Annotated in this window: 17 protein-coding genes; 9 read left to right on the forward strand and 8 right to left on the reverse strand. The window is 61.6% G+C overall.

All coding sequences use genetic code 11. The features are described 5' to 3' along the window. Positions 1-86: 86 nt before the first annotated feature. On the reverse strand, positions 87-1,202 hold the full coding sequence (locus SCL_RS12090) for a PilT/PilU family type 4a pilus ATPase (RefSeq protein WP_096361437.1): 1,116 nt from the start codon (positions 1,200-1,202) through the stop codon (positions 87-89). Beyond that, the gene (locus SCL_RS12095; RefSeq protein WP_096361438.1) at positions 1,199-2,275 is read right to left on the reverse strand and encodes a type IV pilus twitching motility protein PilT; all 1,077 of its coding nucleotides are present in this window, start codon (positions 2,273-2,275) and stop codon (positions 1,199-1,201) included. The genes SCL_RS12090 and SCL_RS12095 overlap by 4 nt, the downstream gene beginning before the upstream one ends. A gap of 199 nt (positions 2,276-2,474) precedes the next feature. On the opposite strand from SCL_RS12095, the gene proC reads away from it, so the two are divergent. From proC to SCL_RS12115, 4 genes are all read left to right on the forward strand, one after another. Further along, positions 2,475-3,326 (forward strand): pyrroline-5-carboxylate reductase, encoded by an 852-nt coding sequence (gene proC, locus SCL_RS12100; protein WP_096361439.1) that lies wholly within the window; start codon positions 2,475-2,477, stop codon positions 3,324-3,326. Further along, complete coding sequence (locus tag SCL_RS12105) at positions 3,323-3,883, forward strand: YggT family protein (RefSeq protein ID WP_096361440.1); 561 nt, start codon at positions 3,323-3,325, stop codon at positions 3,881-3,883. The genes proC and SCL_RS12105 overlap by 4 nt, the downstream gene beginning before the upstream one ends. Before the next feature lies 1 nt (position 3,884). Next, positions 3,885-4,175 (forward strand): DUF167 family protein, encoded by a 291-nt coding sequence (locus SCL_RS12110; protein WP_096361441.1) that lies wholly within the window; start codon positions 3,885-3,887, stop codon positions 4,173-4,175. Between the two features lie 133 nt (positions 4,176-4,308). Further along, on the forward strand, positions 4,309-6,282 hold the full coding sequence (locus tag SCL_RS12115; RefSeq protein ID WP_096361442.1) for a dynamin family protein: 1,974 nt from the start codon (positions 4,309-4,311) through the stop codon (positions 6,280-6,282). Positions 6,283-6,394: 112 nt separating this feature from the next. On the opposite strand, the gene SCL_RS12120 is transcribed toward SCL_RS12115, so the two are convergent. Both SCL_RS12120 and SCL_RS12125 read right to left on the reverse strand, forming a co-directional pair. Then, positions 6,395-7,468: a DUF302 domain-containing protein gene (locus tag SCL_RS12120; RefSeq protein ID WP_148665088.1), complete on the reverse strand. Its 1,074-nt coding sequence runs from the start codon at positions 7,466-7,468 to the stop codon at positions 6,395-6,397. 294 nt (positions 7,469-7,762) lie between these two features. After that, positions 7,763-8,500 (reverse strand): tetratricopeptide repeat protein, encoded by a 738-nt coding sequence (locus SCL_RS12125; protein ID WP_172426043.1) that lies wholly within the window; start codon positions 8,498-8,500, stop codon positions 7,763-7,765. A 467-nt stretch (positions 8,501-8,967) separates the two neighbouring features. Between SCL_RS12125 and SCL_RS12130 the strand changes: the two genes are divergently transcribed. Further along, positions 8,968-10,518, forward strand: coding sequence for an AmpG family muropeptide MFS transporter (locus SCL_RS12130; protein ID WP_096361445.1), 1,551 nt, complete (start codon positions 8,968-8,970; stop codon positions 10,516-10,518). Positions 10,519-10,536: 18 nt separating this feature from the next. Then, a complete protein-coding gene (gene grxC, locus SCL_RS12135; RefSeq protein ID WP_096361446.1) occupies positions 10,537-10,803 on the forward strand; it encodes a glutaredoxin 3 in 267 nt (88 codons plus the stop codon). A 41-nt stretch (positions 10,804-10,844) separates the two neighbouring features. Here grxC and SCL_RS12140 read toward each other — a convergent pair whose 3' ends face one another. After that, positions 10,845-11,174, reverse strand: a complete 330-nt coding sequence (locus tag SCL_RS12140) for a hypothetical protein (protein WP_148665089.1) — start codon at positions 11,172-11,174, stop codon at positions 10,845-10,847. Between the two features lie 3 nt (positions 11,175-11,177). Continuing rightward, positions 11,178-11,951 carry an exodeoxyribonuclease III gene (locus tag SCL_RS12145; RefSeq protein WP_096361448.1) on the reverse strand — a complete coding sequence of 258 codons (774 nt, stop codon included), beginning with the start codon at positions 11,949-11,951 and terminating at the stop codon, positions 11,178-11,180. A gap of 56 nt (positions 11,952-12,007) precedes the next feature. On the opposite strand from SCL_RS12145, the gene pyrE reads away from it, so the two are divergent. Further along, complete coding sequence (gene pyrE, locus SCL_RS12150) at positions 12,008-12,649, forward strand: orotate phosphoribosyltransferase (protein WP_096361449.1); 642 nt, start codon at positions 12,008-12,010, stop codon at positions 12,647-12,649. Positions 12,650-12,682: 33 nt separating this feature from the next. Then, entirely contained in the window at positions 12,683-13,225 is a 543-nt protein-coding gene (locus tag SCL_RS12155) for an SRPBCC family protein (protein ID WP_096361450.1), read from the forward strand. Between the two features lie 148 nt (positions 13,226-13,373). On the opposite strand, the gene SCL_RS12160 is transcribed toward SCL_RS12155, so the two are convergent. Together SCL_RS12160 and SCL_RS12165 are read right to left on the reverse strand one after the other, a co-directional pair. Next, positions 13,374-13,820: a bactofilin family protein gene (locus tag SCL_RS12160; RefSeq protein ID WP_096361451.1), complete on the reverse strand. Its 447-nt coding sequence runs from the start codon at positions 13,818-13,820 to the stop codon at positions 13,374-13,376. A 79-nt stretch (positions 13,821-13,899) separates the two neighbouring features. After that, positions 13,900-14,658, reverse strand: coding sequence for a sulfite exporter TauE/SafE family protein (locus SCL_RS12165; RefSeq protein ID WP_197702629.1), 759 nt, complete (start codon positions 14,656-14,658; stop codon positions 13,900-13,902). Positions 14,659-14,899: 241 nt separating this feature from the next. On the opposite strand from SCL_RS12165, the gene SCL_RS12170 reads away from it, so the two are divergent. Continuing rightward, positions 14,900-15,565, forward strand: coding sequence for a hypothetical protein (locus SCL_RS12170; protein WP_096361452.1), 666 nt, complete (start codon positions 14,900-14,902; stop codon positions 15,563-15,565). The last annotated feature ends 1 nt before the right edge of the window (position 15,566 follow it).

Below are 15,566 nucleotides of genomic sequence, written 5' to 3' on the forward strand. Positions count from 1 at the left end.
TGGCCGGGTGTCACGACAAAAAAGCCCCTCGCGGGGCTTTTTTGTTTCAGGGTCCTGGTTCGAACAATCCGCGATGCGGCAAAGCTCTATTTGATCGTCACGTTACGCATGGACTCACCGAGCTCGCGACTCTTCGAGTCCTTGCCTTCGAGCTTGATGCGCAGGCGCACGTCGTTGACCGAGTCGGCATTGCGCAGCGCATCGTCATAGGAAATGAGGTCGGCCTCGTACAGGCTGAACAGCGACTGGTCGAAGGTCTGCATGCCGGCCTCGGTGGACTTGCCCATGAGATCCTTGATCTCCGGGATCTTGCCTTCCATGATCAGGTCGGCGATCAGGGGCGAGTTGATCATGACCTCCACGGCGGGTACACGCCCCTTGCCGCTCTTCATCGGGATCAGGCGCTGCGAAACAATGGCCTTCAGGTTGAGCCCCAGGTCCATCAGCAGCTGGTTGCGCTTGTCCTCGGGGAAGAAGTTGATGATGCGGTCGAGTGCCTGGTTGGCGTTGTTGGCGTGCAGGGTGGACAGGCACAAGTGGCCGGTTTCGGAAAACTGGATCGCCAGGTCCATGGTTTCGCGTGCACGGATTTCGCCGATCAGGATCACATCCGGCGCCTGGCGCATGGCGTTTTTCAGCGCCACTTCGTAGGACGACGTGTCGACACCGACCTCGCGCTGGTTCACGATGCAGTTCTTGTGGTCGTGCACGTATTCCACCGGGTCCTCGATGGTGAGGATGTGCCCGTAGCTGTACTCGTTGCGATAGCCGATCATGGCTGCCAGCGAGGTGGATTTGCCCGAACCGGTGCCGCCGACGAACAGGATGAGCCCGCGCTTGGTCAGCGCCAGGTCCGCCAGCACCTTGGGCAGATGCAGGTCGTCAAAACGCGGGATGTCGGTGTTGATGGTGCGCAACACCATGCCCACGCGCTGCTGCTGCATAAATACATTGACGCGGAAACGGCCGATCTCCTGCGGCGCGATCGCGAAATTGCATTCGTTGCTCGCCTCGAACTGCCGGCGCTGGTCCTCGTTCATGATGCCGTAGGCGAAGGCGCGCGACTGCTCCGGGGTCAGCGCCTGCTTCGTCACCGGCATGATCTTGCCGTCCACCTTGATGGAGGGCGCCACCCCGGCCGTGACGAACAAGTCGGAGGCGTGCTTGTGCTTCATGAGCTTGAGCAGGTCGATGAAATTCATTTCTTGCCACCGCCGCTTGACGCCACCGCTGCCGCGGAACTGAACAGGTCCTTGTTGGCGGCCACGGCACGGGCGTCATCCACATGCACCTGGCGCGTGCGTATCAGATCCGTCAGATTCTGGTCGAGCGTGGACATGCCCACATTCTGACCGGTCTGGATGGCCGAATACATCTGCGCGATCTTGTTCTCGCGAATCAGGTTGCGGATCGCGGGCGTGCCGATCATGATCTCGTGCGCCGCCACGCGGCCGCCGCCGATCTTCTTGAGCAGGGTCTGCGAGATGACTGCGCGCAAGGACTCGGAAAGCATGGCGCGCACCATGTCCTTTTCCGCCGCCGGGAACACGTCGATGATGCGGTCGATGGTCTTGGCCGCGGAGCTCGTATGCAGGGTTCCGAAAACCAGGTGACCGGTCTCGGCGCCGGTCAACGCCAGGCGGATCGTTTCCAGGTCGCGCATTTCGCCCACCAGAATCACGTCCGGGTCCTCGCGCAGGGCAGAGCGCAGGGCGTTGTTGAAGCCGAGCGTGTCCTTGCCGATCTCGCGCTGGTTGATCAGGCAATTCTTGCTGGTGTGCACGAATTCGATCGGGTCCTCGATGGTGAGAATATGTCCGTGCTCGGTTTCGTTGATGTGGTTGACCATGGCCGCCAGGGTCGTGGACTTGCCGGAGCCGGTGGGTCCTGTCACGAGCACGATCCCGCGCGGCTGGTCGGCGATCTGCTTGAACACCGGCGGGCAATTGAGCTGCTCGAGCGTCAGCACCTTCGAGGGAATGGTGCGGAACACTGCCGCCGGGCCGCGGTTCTGGTTGAAGGCGTTGACGCGGAAACGCGCGATATTGGGCAGCTCGAAGGAGAAGTCGGTCTCGAGGAATTCTTCGTAGTCCTTCTGCTGCTTGTCCGACATGATGTCGTAGACCATGTTGTGAACGGTGCGGTCGTCCAGCGGGTCCACGTTGATGCGCTTGATGTCACCGTCCACGCGAATCAGCGGTGGCAGCCCGGCCGACAAATGCAGATCCGAGGCGTTCTGTTTGAAGGCAAACGCCAGCAGTTCGGCGATATCCATCAGGTTCTCCGTGGGCCGTGGATGGTAAAAACGTTATAAATTCGGCCCTTGGGTTAATTTCTAGTCTATTCCGGCCCGACCTGCAAACAAACAGTCTACCCGCCGGTCGGCAAATCCCGCGGAAATCGCGGTTTTCAGCGCCATCATCACCAGCTTTCAGCTTCCGTTCCACGGAGCGGAGCTTTAAACTTCGGCGGTCATGGCCTCCACCTCCACGCACGGCGCACATCCCCTGATTGGCTTCATCGGCGCCGGCAACATGGCGCGCAGTCTGGCCTCCGGGCTGCTGAAAAACGGCTGGGGCAAAAACCAGATTATTCTCTCCGACCCCGAGCCGTCGCAGCGACAGGCGATCGAATCCGTCCTGGGCGTGAAAACTCTGGCAGACAACCAGGCCGTTGCCGCGCAGGCCGATATCCTGGTGCTGGCGGTCAAGCCGCAGGCTCTTGGAGAAGTGGCTGCGGCACTGGCCCCTTCCGTTCAAAAGAAAAAACCCCTCGTCGTCTCCATCGCGGCGGGCGTGCGCCTCGAGGACCTCGATCGCTGGCTGGGGGGAGGACTCCCCATCGTGCGCGCCATGCCCAACACCGCGGCCCTGATCGGCAGCGGCGCCTCGGGCCTCTACGCCAACGAGCGCGTGAGCGAGGCCATGCGCAATCAGGCCGAATCCATCCTGCGCGCCGTGGGCGTGACGGTGTGGCTTGCCGACGAATCCCTGATGGACGTGGTGACTGCCCTGTCCGGCAGCGGACCGGCGTATTTCTTTCTCGTCATGGAAACGCTGGAACAGGCGGCGATCGAATCCGGGCTGGATCCGAAACAGGCGCGCCTGCTCACGCTCGAGACCGCTTTTGGCGCGGCCAAGATGGCGCTCGAAGGCCACGAGGAACCCTCACAATTGCGCCGTCGCGTGACCTCGCCGGGCGGCACCACGGAACAGGCGGTGAAGGTCCTGGAGCAAGGCGGCATTCGCCCACTGTTCAAAAAGGCCATCGAGGCGGCTGTCAACCGCTCGCGTGAAATCGCCGACATGTTCGGAAAGAAGGCATGAATTCGTTTTTTACCGAGGCAGGCGCCCTTATCGTCCAGGTCGTGTTTGGCCTGTACATCCTGGCAGTACTGCTGCGCTTCCTGTTCCAGCTTTCGCGTGCCGATTTCTACAATCCCGTCTCCCAGTTTCTGGTGGCACTCACCAACCCTCTGCTGATACCGCTGCGGCGGATCATCCCGGGCCTGATGGGCATCGATCTCGCTTCGCTCATATTGCTCCTGGCGCTGCAACTGCTGGAAGTCTATGTGTTGTCGTGGCTGAACGATCTTCCCGCCGCCATGCTGACGCTGGTGCTGGCCTCCCTGGTCTCGCTCGTGCGGCTCACCATCCAGGTTTACTTCTACGCCATCCTGATACGCGTGATCCTGAGCTGGTTCATGCCCTACGGCATGCGCCAGAACCCCGCCGGCGATCTGCTGGTGAGCCTCACGGAACCGCTGATGCGTCCGGCGCGGCGTCTGCTTCCGGCAGTCGGGGGTCTCGATCTGTCGCCAATTGTCGTACTCGTGGGTTTGCAGTTGTTGCAGCTCGCGCTCGCCCACCTGCTGCGCCCGTGACGTGGGCTGGCTGCGCCGGGACGGGCCGGACCTGGTCCTGCAAGTGCAGATCCAGCCGCGCGCCAGTTCGGATGCCATTGCCGGGGTGCTGGGTGACCGGCTCAAGATCCGCCTCACCTCCCCACCGGTGGAAGGCAAGGCCAATGAGCATCTGATTGCCTGGCTGGCGCGGCTTTTTGGCGTGCCCAGGAGCCAGGTCACCCTGGAACGCGGCGCCGGCTCCAAACACAAGCAAGTGCGCATCCGCTGTCCCAAAAAACTCCCGGAAAACCTCGACTGGGACGTGAAGTAACTCCTCCCGAGTCGCCCTCCTCCGCCCCACCCTCTCAGCCCCCGCCCAGCGGTTTCGGGCCGGCCTGGGGCTGGATATACTTTTTATTTAAGTTTATATTCTAACCGTCTGTATTAGCGGGGTATTCAATATAATGATAAGCGCGCAAAGGCAGAAGGAGCAGCCCCGGCTGGCGGTCAACGAGTTCAGCCGGAGGCTGGGGGACTACAAACGTTGGCGCGATGAATTAATCGAGATCATCAACGAATACCAGACCTGGGTTGAAAGCCACGGCCTCGCCAGCGGCGAGGAAGACCTGCAGTTGTATGAACTCATCGATGCGCTGCGCTCCGACAAGCTCACCGTCGCCCTAGTCGCCGAGTTCTCGCGCGGTAAAACCGAACTCATCAACGCCATTTTCTTCGCCGACTACCGGCAACGCCTGCTGCCTTCCGAAGCCGGCCGTACGACCATGTGCCCCACGGAGTTGCGCTGGGACAACCACGAAACACCGTGCCTGAAACTTCTTCCCATCGAAACGCGCGAAACCGCCACCACCATTTCGGAATACCGGCGCACGCCGGAGGCGTGGACGGTGCTGCCGCTGGATCTGGATTCGCCGCGGAACCTGGCCGAAACCTTTCAGCAAACCGTCAAGACCAAACCGGTCAGCCGCAAACAGGCGGAAGCGCTCGGCCTTTATCGTCACGATGTCGAGGCCATGGCGCACATGCTGAACGGCGACGGCAGCGTGGAGATTCCGGTGTGGCGTCACGCGATCATCAACTTTCCGCATCCCATGCTGAAGCAGGGACTGGTGGTGCTGGACACCCCCGGACTCAATGCACTCGGCACCGAACCGGAACTGACGCTGAGCATGTTGCCGAACGCACAAGCAGTGTTGTTCGTGCTGGCGGCCGATACCGGCGTCACCAAAACCGACATGGAAGTCTGGAATCATCATGTCTGTCCGCTCCGCGGCAGCCGCGACAAGGGGCGCCTGGTGGTGCTGAACAAAATCGATTACCTGTGGGACGAGTTGAGCAACGACACCGCGATCGCCGCGGCCATCGCGCGCCAGACGCAGGAGACGGCGCGCACGCTCGGCGTCAGCAAAAACCAGGTGCTGGCGCTGTCCGCGCAAAAAGGATTGCTCGGCAAAATCAAGACCGACCATGCCCTGATCGAGCGCAGCGGTCTGCCGGCGCTGGAAGCCAAATTGTCGGACGACATCATCCCGGCGCGGCGGGAATTGCTGCGCGAGCGCGTGATCCACGACATCGGCTCCATGGTCGAGACCACCAGCGCCATGATCGAGGCCAGGCTGACGGCCGTCACCGGACAAATTGAAGAACTGCAGGCACTGGGGGGCGAGAACAATGAGGCCATCCAGGATCTGGTCACGCGCCTGCGCGACGAGAAACTGGCCTATGACCAGACATTGGCCAGCTTCCAGGGCACACGCGCCGTGCTCTCTGACCACATCAAGATCCTGTTCGATTATCTCAGCGTCGAGACGTTCGACGATTTGGCCGACCGGACGCGTCAGGGTATGTCCGAATCCTGGACCACGTCGGGCCTGCGCGAAGCCATGAAATCGCTGTTCGACGGGGCGCTTGACGCCATGGAGCGGGCCAACAAGCAAACCCAGCAGATACGCAGCCTGGTACAGGCCATTTACCATAAATTCCACAGCGAGCACGGGCTGGCCAAGATCAAGCCGGTCAATTTCTCGCTGTTGCCGTATCGCAGCCAGCTGCAAAAACTCTATGAAGAGGCCGAGGCCTTCCGCAACAGTCCGCTGATGGTCATCACGGAACAGCACTTTGTGGTGCAGAAATTCTTCGTCACGCTGGTCGGCCGCGCGCGCGAAATTTTCAGTGAAGCCAACGCCGCCGCGCGCGCCTGGAGCAAGGCCATCATGGCGCCGATACTGTCACAGGTGCGCGAGCACAAGATCCTCATGGACCAGCGCCTGGAAAACCTGAAAAAGGTGCACGAGAATTTCGACAATCTCAGCGACCGTATCGCCGAGCTGGAATCCGGCCGCCAGAACCTGGAAAACCAGCAGCTGGTCATCCGCAACATGCTGCGCAAAATCAACAAGCCGCTGCCCGTCGATCCCTGAACGTTCGTTGCCTTATCAAGCCGCCCGGCAAATTCCGCAGTCGCACTACAGAAAATAAAAAGGCCGGAAGGGTCGCCCCTTCCGGCCTTGATTTATCCGTCAACGAAACGGATTACTTCGCGGGAGCAGCAGCCGGGGCCGCCGAAGCGGTGGCCGTCAGCGTCGTATCGATCGATGAGAAGATGATGCTCGGGATCAGGGTGTTCTTGGCGAACGCCATGTAACCGGAATCCCAGAAGTACAGCTGCATGCGCCACATCTGGCCGTAGTGCACCGTCTTCACTTTCTTGCCATCGTTGATGACCAGCACTTCCATCGGCATGGCCGGAGCATGGTCCACGCCCGGATAGGGCGCGTCCTTGGTCTTGCCTTCGCTGCGGAAGTCGGAGTTGATACGGATGCACTTGTTCTCGGTGTAGTCGTTGGTGATGCCGAAGTAGACCGCGTTGGATCCCACCGGAATCTTGCTCAGCAGACGCCAGCCCGAGGAGTCTTCCACGCCCTTGTCCTGGCTGGCGCGCAGCGCGGTTTCCACGCGGGCCACGGTGGCCTGGAAGTTTTCCGGCTTGTCGTCGAACGCCAGGTTCTGACTTTCGCTCCAGTTACGGAACTTGGCCATCATCTTGGCGGGGCCGTCACCGTTGAACTTGTTCAATGCCTTCTCGGTGCGAATCGGTTCCAGCTGCACGGATACCTGCGTGCCGGGGATCTTGGCCGCGACATTCTTGATGTCCTGTCCCACGGCCTTCGCCGCCGCCAGCAGCTTGTCGTAGTTCTTGGAGCCGGCGTAGAAAACCATCGCGTGTGCGGTCGGGTTGGCCATGTTGACATGGACCTTCTTGCCGTCGCCGTACTCGTATACACCGATACGCAGAATCTGCGCCGAAATGGTCTCGGGCGCCTCATCCTTGGCGGCTTCCATGTAGGCGGGCGAAGTAATGATGTAGACACGCGCCTGCTGGACCTTGTCGGTAAAGGTCATGTCGCGTTTGGCATGCAGCGTCAGGTTGGATTCGGCCAAGGCCTTTTCCAGCGCCGCCGTGGTGTCGTTGAACGACCCCGATGCCTCGAGAATGCGCTCAAAAATGCCGTACTCCTCTGACGCCGCCAGGGCGTTGCCGGAGCCCAGCACGAACGCCAGTACCATGGCCAAAAGCCGGCCAATTTTTGTAGATTTCAACTTCATTGGATATCTCCTCCTCAGTGCCTCTTAGTTAAAACTTGTTAAAGGTTTAATCCATTGGATGGATTTAAATCCCTGCGGAGCATTGTGCTGATTCTCACGCCAGTCTGCAACTGGCTGTCAGAATATACATGTATCATGTTGATTTATTTTGCTATTTAAACGTGCTGGGCGCGACGAACGGCTGGGCACCCATGGCAAGCACCCCCACCGGTTAAGCCGGTGGGGGTGGAGAAAACAACGGAAGATTACTGCGCAGGCGACGGAAGCGCCTGACGCCGAGTTAATGAGAGAGAGCTAATCCAGGCTCAGTACTTTCAGCAGGGCGATGGCCTGGGTGAATCCCTGACTGGCGGACAGGCGCCACAGCCGCACGGCCTCGTCCTGATTCTCGTCGATGCCTTCGCCCTTCATGTACATCAGGCCCAGATTGAATTGCGCCTCGGCCAGACCCTGATTCGCGGCCATGCCCCACCACTTTACCGCTTCGGCGGGATCCGGCCGGACACCGTTGCCTTCAGCGTAAAACAGCCCCAGATTGAATTGCGCCTCGGCGTGTCCCTGCAGGGCGGCCATGCGCCACCACTGAATGGCGGCATCCTGATCGCGTGCCACACCGGTGCCGGTGGCGTACAGGACACCCAGGTTGTACTGGGCAATCGCATGCCCCTGCTCCGCGGCCTTGCGATACCAGTGCACCGCCTGCATCAAGTCCCTGGCCACGCCGCCGTCACCCCGGTTATACAGCACACCCAGGGTAAACTGTGCCGCGGCATCGCCGCTGTCAGCCTGCGACTGCCACAGACGTACCGCCTCATTACGTTGGCCGGTGTTGAATTGCGACAGGGCGACCTGATTCGCGCTGATGGAACTCGGTTCCGGACGGACATCCTGACCGGACTGAACCTCCGGAAACGCGGAACCTGAAAGGGCGGCTTGTGAGGGTACAGCCGTCACCAATGCCCAAAAGCCGAGCACGCCGGCCGCCGCCAGGCGGCCCAAACGCGCCACTGTTTCCCTGTTGAATCCGTACATAACCCGCTCCCCGAAAGCAAAATACATTTGTCTTGGGCCAGAGTTTGCAAGAGCTATGCCACCCGCTATAAAGCTTTACAATCAAGGGGTTGACCCAGGCGGGGAAAACTGAAAACGTCCGTAAAACAGGCCTGAATCGGATGTTTCATGACGATTCTGGCAGCGCTGGCGCCGTCCACTGTTCTTTCCGGCCTCAACTGAGATAGCCCACCGGGTGGTTTTCGTGAACGCCTTTCGTCCGGTATCTGCCCGCGAACGGCGGTTACGGTCACGCTGCCTTTGCTAAGCTGGTGAAAGCGAAAGCCGCTCCAAAGCGGTTAAGATGGGCGCCGCGCGCCATGGACGGGAATGCTCAAATTCAGAAAGTCACCATTCACCAAACCCGACGCCGGCGCACGCGCCACGACTCCTCTCCGCGTCCCACCTGAGCGCGACATGCCCGAAACCGCGCGCGGAGAAAAAATACAGTGAGCAAACAGATTTCTTCCTGGCGCGCGGTATGGCTGGCGCTGCGCAGCCGGCGCACGGCCGCGGTGAGCCTGCTCTCCTTTTCTTCGGGTTTGCCGCTGGGTCTCGTGTGGATCGCGATTCCGACCTGGCTCGCGCGCGAGGGCGTGGACATCCGCATCATTGGCCTGTTCACGCTGGCGCAGGCGCCGTGGAGCTTCAAATTCCTGTGGTCGCCATTGATGGACCGTTACGCCCTGCCGTTGCCGAGGCTCGGGCGCAAACTCGGCTGGACGCTGCTGTGGCAGATCGCGTTGTTGATCGGCACTTTGCTGCTTGGCGGCGTGGCGCTGCGGCCGGACACGCTCTGGATCATCGGCAGTCTGACGCTCGCCATCGCCTTCGCCTCGGCGAGTCAGGACATCGCCATCGACGCCTACGCCGTGGAAGTCCTGGAACCGGACGAGCAGGGCGTGGCCGTGGGGGCGCGCATCGCCATCTACCGCGCCGCCATGTTCGTGGCCGGGGGACTCAGCATCACGCTGGCGGGTTTATGGTCCTGGCCGGTCATGTTCACGATCCTCGCCCTGCTATACCTGCCGATGCTGGCGGTCACGCTGCTGGCGCCGAAATCCGCCGCTGACCGATTGCAGACGCCGCCGTCCCTGCGCGAGGCGGTGTGGGAGCCATTCGTGGGATTTCTTTCCAGGCGGCGCGCACTCGAACTGCTGGCGTTCGTCGTACTGTACAAGCTCGCCGACAACCTCGGCGGCGCGCTCATCCGGCCGTTCCTGGTGCAGACCGGCTTCAACGATTTCGACGTCGGCATCGCCACCGCCACGATCGGTTTGATCGCGACACTGGTCGGCACCTTTCTCGGCGGCATGCTGACCACGGCGATGGGCCTGGGCCATGCCCTGTGGGTATTCGGGGCGTTGCAGATCGCGTCCAACCTGGGCTACGTGCTGATCGCCGAGGTCGGCGTGAACCGGCCGTTGATGTACGCCGCCATGGGCTTCGAGAGTCTCACCACCGGCATGGGCACCGGCGCCTTCAGCGTGCTGTTGCTGCGCATGACCATGAAGCAGTTTTCCGCCACCCAGTACGCGCTGTTCTCCAGCCTGTTCGCGCTGCCACGCATCCTCGCCGGCCCCGTCACCGGCGTCATGGTGGATGCCATCGGCTGGCGTGAATTCTTTCTGTTCACCATCGCTGTCGGCATCCCCGGCATGCTGATGCTGCAGCGCTTTTCACCCTTGGGCAAACGCGAGCCGGAGATTCAACAACCGGCGGAGATCGAGCCGCGGGTACTGAGCCGGGGGGAACTGGTCCGGCGCGCGGTCATCGGCGGTCTCGTTGCTTTCGGCATTGCCGCGCTGTCGGTGGCGCTGCTCGATGCGTTCAAACATCAGAAGGCCGCGGCCGGTTTCGATCTGTTGGCGCCGCTGACTGCCTTGTTCGATCCGGCGGATGTATCGGGCTGGGTCAGCTTGTTCGGCGTGACGCTATTCAGTATCGTCATGGCACTCGCCACCGCCGCGACCGCGGCGGCGCGATCAAGAAAATCCTGAAGCCAACAGCAGACAACGATGGCGAGAGTCACAATCTACAGCACCGGCGTCTGTCCCTACTGCCAGAAGGCCAAGGCACTGCTCCAGAAATGGAACATCCCGTTCGAGGAAATCCGCATCGACACCGACCGCAGCAAGCTCACCGAGTTTGCGCGCGTCACCAACGGGGCGCGCACCGTTCCCCAGATCCTGATCGATGGCAAGTGCATCGGCGGCTTTACCGAACTGACCGAACTGCACATGGAAGGCGGGCTCGATAAACTCGTGGAAAAACCCGGCCACTGACTGCGTCGTCGCGCCGCCCCGCTTCAGATCTTCGCTGACCGTCAGCGCAAGGTGGCGCCGAAATAGGGCCACCACCAGAGCGTCAGCAACAGCGCCATCCCGAGACTCACGCCGATCACGGTCTGATACCGCCGCCGCTCGCCGGGATAACTCGCGAGCCACACCCCGCCCATGATGGCATCGAGCAGCAGCACCATGAAGACAAGCGGCACCAGCGCCGGGGCGATCAGCGTGGACACCATGCCCCAACCGGCATAGACCGGCGGAGTGCCCGGCGCCGGGCGCAGCACCAGCAACGCCAGCACGCTGAGCACCAGCATCAACCGCAGCGGTCCCAGCCAGCTCAATAATTGTCGCCATCCGGACATCATGGTTCAGATTGTGCGGTCGTAATCCAGGATCAACGGTGCATGATCGGAAAAGCGCTTGTCCTTATATATGCTTTCCTTTCGTGCCTTCTTCGCGATTCCGGGCGTGGCAATCTGATAATCGATGCGCCAACCCACGTTCTTTTCGTAGGCCCGTCCGCGGTTGGACCACCAGGTGTATTGATCCGGCTTGTCGTTCAGGGTGCGGAACACGTCCACCCAGCCGAGTTCATCGAACACCTGCGTCAGCCAGGCGCGCTCCTCGGGCAGGAAGCCGGAATTCTTCCGGTTGGATTTCCAGTTTTTCAGATCAATTTCCTTGTGCGCGATGTTCCAGTCGCCGCAGAGAATGTATTCGCGTCCGTCGCCGCGCAAACGCTTGAGCACCGGGTAAAAGTGCTCCATGAAGCGGAACTTGGATTCCTGCCGGTGCGGACCGGCCGAACCCGAAGGCAGGTAGATCGAAACCACGCTGAGTTTGCCGAAATCGGCCTGGAGATAACGTCCTTCGTCATCGTGCTCCTTCGAGCCGAATCCGACACGCACCCGGTCCGGCTCGCGTCGCGCATACAGCGCCACGCCGGCATAACCCTTCTTCTCGGCGCAATTGAAAAAACCGTGGAACCCCTTGGGCGCCCGCATCGTTTCGGTGAGGTCGGCTTCCTGCGCCTTGACCTCCTGCAGGCACACGACGTCCGCCTGCTGGCGCGGCAGCCACCCGAACAGCCCCTTTTTGGCCGCGGAACGGATGCCGTTGACGTTGAGCGTGATGACGCGCATGGCGCCGCATGATACCCGACTTTCCCGGGCTTGAGGCGGCGATTACAATCCGCGCCATGAAGGATTACCAGCGCGAGTTTCTCGACTTCGCCGTCGAATGCCAGGCCCTGCGCTTCGGCGAATTCACGCTGAAATCGGGGCGCATCAGCCCGTATTTTTTCAACAGCGGCCTGTTCAACACCGGCCGCAAACTGGCGCGCCTGGGTCGCTTCTACGCGCAGGCCGTCGCTGACAGCGGCATCGCCTTCGACATGCTCTACGGCCCGGCCTACAAAGGCGTGCCGCTCGCCTGCGCCACGGCCATGGCCATGGCTGAAACCGGTGAACGCGACGTGCCGTATGCCTTTAACCGCAAGGAAGTGAAAAAATACGGCGAGGGCGGCAACATCATCGGCCATCCGTTGCAGGGCAAGGTGCTGATCGTGGATGACGTGATCTCGGCCGGCACCTCGGTGCGCGAATCGGTGCAGATCATCAAGACCGCCGGCGCCGCGCCGGTGGGCGTGTCCATCGCGCTGGACCGGCAGGAGCGCGGCGAAGGACCGCTGTCCGCGGTGCAGGAAGTCGAGGGCACGCTCGGGCTGCGCGTGATCAGCATCGTCAAACTGGAAACGCTGCTGAAATATCTGGACGGAAAGGACGGCGGACGCCGTTATCTCGACGCCATCACCGCCTACCGCCGCGCCTACGGCACCTGAACATCCAAGTCTCCCTGAAACGGGAGGATCGGCATGATTGCCGTTTCCCGCAACATCTTCATCGAGGCACCGGTCGAACGCGTATTTGCGCTCATGGCCGACCCGGCGGCGCGCGGCGCGCTTGCCCCGCATGCGAAACCCATCCAGATCGAGATTGAGGGCGGCGCGCCCCTGCGGGTCGGCAGCGTCTGCCATTTCCGGCTGCAGCTGGACCACCGCATCGTCGATTACCACACCCGCGTAAGCGAGTTCGCGCCGAACCGGCTGATTGTCTCCGTCTCCGACACCGCCGTGCCATTCCGGATCCGTCTCGAAACCCGGCCGGAGCACGGCGGCACGCGGCTGACCCACTCTGAAGCGTTTGAACCGACCGACGAAATGCTGCGTCAGGCCCTGCCGCCCACGCTGGCGAACACGGTACTGGAGAAGATCTGCTGGATGCTGCCGTTCCTCGACCCGGATTATGCCGCGCGCGTACAGGGCGAACGCGAAGAGGCGTTGGCGAACCGGCTGGGAGGAAATCTGGAGCGATGGCTGGCCGCGATCAAGCGGCGCCTGGAATCCGGAAACCGCTGATCAGCCGGATCTAACTCAAAATAAATATTTTGAAACCACAGATAAACACAGATGAACGCGGATAAAAAAGAGATTATTTGTCAGTGTTAATCCGTGTTCATCTGTGGTTCCATAATTCTTATTCTGCGTTTCGGGAATTTTTGAGCTTCTAACCCCGGTCGCGGTCCTTGTCCGGCGTTTCGCGACGATCGACGAAACGGGTGATCTGGGTCTGCTTGGCCATGCGCACGCTGCCTTCGTGCACCGCGCCGCGGGCGATGGCCACCACCGGGCTGGTGATCCGGCCGTGCACCTGCGCCGTGCGCGCCAGTTCCAGTTTCTCCGTGGCCTGAATGTCGCCTTCGACCCGGCCGGCGATCACGACGCTGGTGGCGCGGATGTTTCCCTTCCAGTGGCTGCCTTCGCCCAGCACCAGGATGCCTTCGAGATCGCACTCACCCTGCACTTCGCCGTAAACAATATGGTTGTCCTTGCCCTGGAACACGCCCATGTACACCGAGTCGGCGCCAATCATGGTCGTGAAGTTCTCGATGCGGTCGAGGGTGCGGCGGCGCTGCTTGCGGCCGAACGACTTCAGTATCTCTTCGATCTTCAAGGTGGATCCCGGTTGCGTGCGTTGTCAGGCGAGTCCTGAGCCTCTCCAAATACTAGCAGGCAAAAAACCCGCCGCGAGGTCAGAAAATGAGCTTGAGCCCGACCAGCAGGGTGATGATCTCGAAGCTGCGCTTGATCCAGAGATTGCCCTTGATAATGGACCAGTGGGCGCCCAGATAACCGCCGGCGAGCGAACCGACCAGCAGCGCCGGCAGCCACGACCAGCGGATCTCGCCGAGGATACCGAGCGTGACGGCGCCGGCGCCGTTCCAGAACAGGCCGACCAGCACCAGCGTGTAGGCCACCGCCCGGCGGTAATCGAGCCCGAACCAGCGCACCAGCCACAGGGTGCAGAACAGGCCGGTGCCGGAGGTGAGCGAGCCGTTGAGCACGCCGACCACGAACAGACCGAGTCCGCCCACCACGTAACCGTGCCGGGTGCGATGAATCGGCGCGTGCGTCAACCCGAGTTGCCGGTTGAAGAACGAGTAGAGTCCGATGCCGATCGTGAGAACGCCGAGCGCGAGTCGCGCGAGCGCGTCCGGCACGTCGAGGATGAAGGCCGCGCCGACGATCACGCCCGGCAGGCCGGTGGCGAGAATGAACAGCGAGAACTTCCACTCGAGCGACTTTTCGCGCAGGTGCCGCAGGGTCGCGCCCACGCCAAGCGCCACGCTGGCGACCTTGTGGGTGGCGAGCGCCACGCCGAAGGGCAAACCGAGAAAGATCAGCGCCGGAAATTGCAGCAGCCCGGCGCCGCCACCGGCGAACGCGGAAAACACATTCGCCACCAGCGACACCAGCAACAGGATCAGCTGCTCGGCCCCGTTCTCCATCATGTTTTCCGGCGGATGCTCCCGCGAGTCATGGCCGCGGATTATGGCACACGGCCGCCCGCCGGCATGGTTCCGCGCCATTTCACCCGTGATCGGGCACCCGCCCCTGTGCGCCCGTTCGCGGCTTCGCGGCTCGCCCTTGTGCCACTTTTCGGCGGCCGTCTGCCGGACAGCGGCCGCGGTTGACACATCCGCAAACCGGGGCCTATCTTGAAAAGTGTCATATTCAAGGAGTCGTTATTTCATGTCGCCGAAAAAACTTTCCTGTCTGCTGATCCTGAGCCTGTCCCTGACTGTCGTCGGCGCCCACGCGGCAGACACCCCGACCATCAAAAAATGCAAAGACGCCACCGGACGCTGGCACTACGGTGACACCGCTGCCGAGGAATGCGCCAAATCCAAGATCATGGTAATGAGCGACGAGGGCACAACCAAGAAAGTGATCGCCGCGCCACCGACGGAAGAGGAATTGAAACAGCGCGAGGCACAACGGGAAACCATCGAGGCGGACCAGGCGCGCGCGGCGGAGCGGGCGCGCAAGGACACGCTGCTGCTATCCACCTACGGCGTGGAAGACGACATCATCTACATCCGCGACCGCAAGATTGCGCAGATCGAGGCCTCCGTGAAGGCGAGCGAGGAAACGCTGAAACCGCTGCGCGCCGCGCTCGCGCGCCTGGAGGCGCAGGCCGTGGACGAAAGCAAGGATGCCAAGGCGGAGGAGGCCACGGCCAAAAACATCGAAATGACCCGCAAGCAGATCGCGCGGCATGAGGGCGCGGTCGCGGCCAAGCGCAAGGAACAGGAAGCGCTGCGCCAGCAATATACCGAGGAACTCGAGCGCTACCGGGAGCTGAAGAATAGCCGGGAGAAGAAAAAAACGCCGACCGCGCCCGCCAACACACCCTGAA

This window comes from Sulfuricaulis limicola, assembly GCF_002355735.1.
Lineage (GTDB): Bacteria > Pseudomonadota > Gammaproteobacteria > Acidiferrobacterales > Sulfurifustaceae > Sulfuricaulis > Sulfuricaulis limicola.